At 70.7% G+C, this 4,258-nt stretch carries 4 protein-coding genes; 2 read left to right on the plus strand and 2 right to left on the minus strand.

Annotated elements, in window-relative coordinates; genetic code table 11:
- Both JWQ91_RS08340 and JWQ91_RS08345 read left to right on the plus strand, forming a co-directional pair.
- Window positions 1-2,035 (plus strand): beta-ketoacyl synthase N-terminal-like domain-containing protein (locus JWQ91_RS08340; RefSeq protein WP_297782401.1); only part of this gene is annotated, 2,035 nt, incomplete at its 5' end.
- Window positions 2,032-2,421, plus strand: coding sequence for a holo-ACP synthase (locus JWQ91_RS08345; RefSeq protein ID WP_297782402.1), 390 nt, complete (start codon window positions 2,032-2,034; stop codon window positions 2,419-2,421). The genes JWQ91_RS08340 and JWQ91_RS08345, both read left to right, overlap by 4 nt.
- A 110-nt stretch (window positions 2,422-2,531) precedes the next feature.
- Here the strand turns inward: JWQ91_RS08345 and JWQ91_RS08350 are convergent, their stop codons facing one another.
- Together JWQ91_RS08350 and JWQ91_RS08355 are read right to left on the minus strand one after the other, a co-directional pair.
- The gene (locus JWQ91_RS08350) at window positions 2,532-3,521 is read right to left on the minus strand and encodes a type IV toxin-antitoxin system AbiEi family antitoxin domain-containing protein (RefSeq protein ID WP_297782403.1); all 990 of its coding nucleotides are present in this window, start codon (window positions 3,519-3,521) and stop codon (window positions 2,532-2,534) included.
- A 189-nt stretch (window positions 3,522-3,710) separates the two neighbouring features.
- The coding region (locus JWQ91_RS08355) for a TetR/AcrR family transcriptional regulator (RefSeq protein ID WP_297782404.1) at window positions 3,711-4,258 on the minus strand (548 nt) is incomplete at its 5' end.

Consider the following 4,258-nt stretch of genomic DNA (forward strand, 5'->3'; position numbering starts at 1 on the left):
CGACATGAAGGCCCTCGCCGAGGGCGTCGAGCGGCCCACGGCCCCGGCCGAGGACACGCGTGCCACGATCTCGGCGCTCGCCCCCTCGCCGGCGCAGCTCGACCGGGTCGACACGCTCGACTGGGCGTCGATCGACGCCCGTCCGGAGGACCTCGTCGTCATCGTCGGCGCGGGTGAGCTCGGGCCGTACGGCTCAGCCCGCACGCGCTTCGAGGTCGAGGTCCACGACGAGCTGTCGGCGGCCGGCGTGCTCGAGCTCGCCTGGTCGACCGGCCTGGTCAGCTGGGACGAGCAGGGCGGCGGCTGGTACGACACCGCGACGCAGGAGAAGGTCGACGAGGCCGATCTCACTGACCGCTACGAGGACGCTGTCCGCGAGGCGTGCGGCATCCGCCGCTACGTCGACGAGGGCAACATGGTCGACAACTCGGCCCCGCTGCTGACGTCGGTCTACCTCGACAAGGACCTGTCGTTCACGGTCTCGGGCGAGGCCGAGGCGCGCGCCCTGCGCGACGCGGACCCCGAGCGTACGGTCATCGCCGCCACGGCGGACGGTGACTGGACCGTGACCCGCAAGGCCGGCACCGAGATCCGCGTCCCGCGACGCATGGCGCTGACCCGCACGGTCGGCGGGCAGATCCCGACCGGCTTCGACCCCACGGTGTGGGGCGTCCCGGCCGAGATGGTCGAGTCGATCGACCGGGTCGCGCTGTGGAACCTGATCTGCACCGTCGACGCGTTCCTGTCCGGCGGCTTCACGCCGTCGGAGCTCATGCGCTGGGTCCACCCCGCGCTCGTGGCCAACACGCAGGGCACCGGGATGGGCGGCATGCAGTCGATGCAGTCGCTCTACCTGGACACCCTGCTGGGCGAGAGCAAGGCCAACGACATCCTGCAGGAGGCGCTGCCCAACGTCATCGCGGCGCACGTCGTGCAGTCGTACGTCGGCTCGTACGGCGCGATGGTCCACCCCGTCGCCGCGTGCGCCACGACCGCCGTCTCGGTCGAGGAGGGGGTCGACAAGATCCGTCTCGGCAAGGCCGAGTTCGTGGTCTCGGGCGGCTTCGACGACCTGAGCGTCGAGGGCATCGTCGGCTTCGCGGACATGTCTGCCACGGCCGACTCCGCCGCGATGGCCGCCAAGGGCCTCGAGGACCGCTACTTCAGCCGCGGCAACGACCGCCGCTACGGCGGCTTCGTCGAGTCGCAGGGCGGCGGCACGATCCTGCTGGCCCGCGGCGACGTCGCGGCCAAGATGGGCTTGCCCGTCCTGGGTGTGGTCGCGTACGCCGGATCGTTCGCGGACGGCGTGCACACGTCGATCCCCGCGCCCGGTCTCGGTGCGCTCGCCGCCGGTCTGGGTGGACGTGAGTCGGCGCTGGCGAAGTCGCTGGCGGCGCTGGGCCTGACCGCCGACGACATCGGCGTCCTGTCCAAGCACGACACGTCGACCGGCGTCAACGAGCGCAACGAGTCCGAGCTGCACGAGCGGCTCGCCTCGGCGATCGGCCGCAGCGAGGGCAACCCGCTGTTCGTGATCTCGCAGAAGACCCTGACGGGGCACGCCAAGGGTGGTGCGGCGGCGTTCCAGATCGTCGGGCTGACCCAGGTGCTGACCGGCGGCGTCATCCCGCCCAACCGCAGCCTCGACTGCGTCATGGACGACCTGGCCGAGCACGAGCACCTCGTGTGGCTGCGTGAGCCGCTCGCGACGGGTCAGCTCAAGGCCGGACTGGTCACGAGCCTCGGCTTCGGCCACGTCGCCGGGCTGCTCGCGATCGTCCACCCCCAGGCATTCCTCGCGACCTTGCCGGCCGCGGACCGCGATGCGTACGCCCAGCGTGCGCAGGCCCGCGCCATCGAGGGCCGGATGCGTCTGGTCCGGGCGATGTACGGGGGCCCCTCCCTGTACGAGCGCCCGGCCGACCGACGCCTCGGCAGCGAGGGAGTGCGGACCCGGGAGGCTGGCATGCTCCTGGACCCGCAGGCGCGGCTCGGGGAGGACGGCGCCTACTACGGCGTTGCCTGCCAATGACGATCCTGGGCGTCGGTGTCGATCTGGTCCACGTTCCCTCGTTCGGGGACCAGCTCGATCGACCCGGTACCGGATTCGAAGCGGCATTCCTCCCCGGTGAACGGAGTGACGCGCGGAGTCATCCCTCTGACTCCGCGCGTCACTTCGCCGCCCGGTGGGCCGCCAAGGAGGCGGTCATCAAGGCGTGGTCGGCCTCGCTGCACGGCGCGCCACCGGTCATGGACGAGCATGTGCACCACCTGATCGAGCTCGTGACCGACGCCTGGGGGCGCCCCCGCGTCCGGCTGCACGGCGAGGTGGCCAAGCACCTCGACGGCCTGACCCTGTCGGTCTCGCTGAGCCACGACGGCGAGTACGCGGTGGCATACGTGATCCTGTCCTCCTAGCTGCCGTCGGTTTACCACGGTCCCTGAGCAAGCTGGCGCATCCCGCAGGAAGTTTCCCGCGGGAGGCGCAGGAGTGCTCGGGGCAGTGGGTCTGCGTCCCGGGGTGTGGGTCAGCTCAGCGGGATGACGGTGGCGTTCCGGGCGTAGAGCCTCCGAGACCGCTCCATCGACTGCTTGATCTTGTCGGCGGTCTTCTCCTGCGTGGACTCGTCCAGGCCGGCCCAGACCCATCGCGACATCCCGAGGAGCTCGTCGCGAACGAGGTCCTCGCGGATCTTCTCCTTCTCGATGATGCGGCCGGGGTCGTCGGCGAACGGGTTGAGTCGACCGTACTTCTTGAGGCCGTCGAACTCGCCGGTGTGGCGGGACCAGATCCAGGCGAAGTCGGTGCGGGCGACCTCCCGTCCTGACGCGGTCGTCACCACGAACTGCAGCTCCGGGTGAGGGATGTGGTGGCGCCACATCATGTGGAGCGAGCGGACCTCTCCGACGGTCTCCAGGCGCCCGTCGGACAGGCGGATCGCGACCCGCGCCGTCCGGGTGCCGCGCCAGCGCTCGTACGTCCGGGCGTGCTCCTCGAGCGCCACCTTCGTGACGGCGCCGGACCGCAGGAGCGAGCTCGCGACGACCATGCCGGCCTCGATCGTCGAGATGCTGGAGGTCTCCACGACGGCACGCTCCTTCCGCACCACGAGTCGGCCGTCGACCGTCTCGACGTCGTGGTCGGGGTCGGCCCGGCCCTCGTGGAAGATCACCCCTGCCTCGGTGTGCCCGGGCAGGCCGTCCAGGCGGGTCACGTGGATCTTCCGAAGGCTGACCCCGTAGAGGTCGAGCCCGTGCAATGCGGCGGCCGACTGGTGCGAGGCGACCACGTCGGGCCCGAGCTTGTCGAGCACGCTGCGGACCAGGACGCAGTGACGTGCCGCTGCGTCCCGCGTCCGGTGCATCGCGGTGACGGCGTACGTCCCGTGCCGCAGGCGGGTCAGGCGCCCGGTCTTGACGGCGTGGCGGATCGTCCGGTCGGAGTATCCGATGGCGATGAGCTGGTGCCGCATGAGGTAGCCGCCGTTGGCCTCGGCTATGGGAATGAGATCGTCCATGATTCGAGGGTGGCGCTGCCTCGGGCGGCAGCGGGGCGTCCTCGTCCGGTCCTGTGCACGGCCGGGCGGACATCATCCGGGTGTGGATGGCGTGACGCCCCAGAGCAGTCCTGCGCGCACCGGGGGAAACTTCCTGCGGGACGTGCAGGTTTGCTCAGGGACCGTGGTAAACCGACGCCCCCGGGGGAGTCAGGAGTGCTCGGCGCTCAGCAGGTACGCCGCGAGGAGTCGCTTGAGCTCGATGATCGACTCGCTGTGCTCCTGGCCGTCGCGGATCGAGAAGTTGAGCATCGAGTAGACGACGTGGACCAGCACCTCGGCCATGATCGTGCGGCGTTCGCGGGGGGTTCCGGGGGTCAGGGGGGCCAGGGCCCGGGACACCTCGGCGGCGAGCTCGCGCTCGGTCACCGCGGCGGTCGCCCGGGTCGCCGGGGTCGACTGCACCGCGAGCCACACCGCGCGGCGCGACGGGTCGTTGGCCCACAGCGCCGCCATGTGGTCGACGAGCCGGTCGAGGAACTTGAGCCAGTCGAGCGACGGGATCGCGTCCGCGAAGCTCTGCAGCTCCAGACGCACCGCCACGGCGTCGACCCGGTCGAGCTCGCACACGATGACGTACTTGTTCTGGAAGAACTGGTAGAGCGTCCCGATCGGCAGCCCGGCCCGGTGTGCGACCTCCTCGCACGTGAACGACTCGAAACCGACGTCCAGCAGCAGCTCACGCGCCACCTGCAGCA

Origin of the sequence: Aeromicrobium sp., from assembly GCF_025965075.1 — a bacterium.
Lineage (GTDB): Bacteria > Actinomycetota > Actinomycetes > Propionibacteriales > Nocardioidaceae > Aeromicrobium.

Excerpts from the sequence above, each read along its gene's own strand:
- JWQ91_RS08345 (WP_297782402.1), top strand. The coding sequence starts at position 2,032 with ATGACGATCCTGGGCGTCGGTGTCGATCTGGTCCACGTTCCCTCGTTC.
- JWQ91_RS08350 (WP_297782403.1), bottom strand. The coding sequence starts at position 3,521 with ATGGACGATCTCATTCCCATAGCCGAGGCCAACGGCGGCTACCTCATG.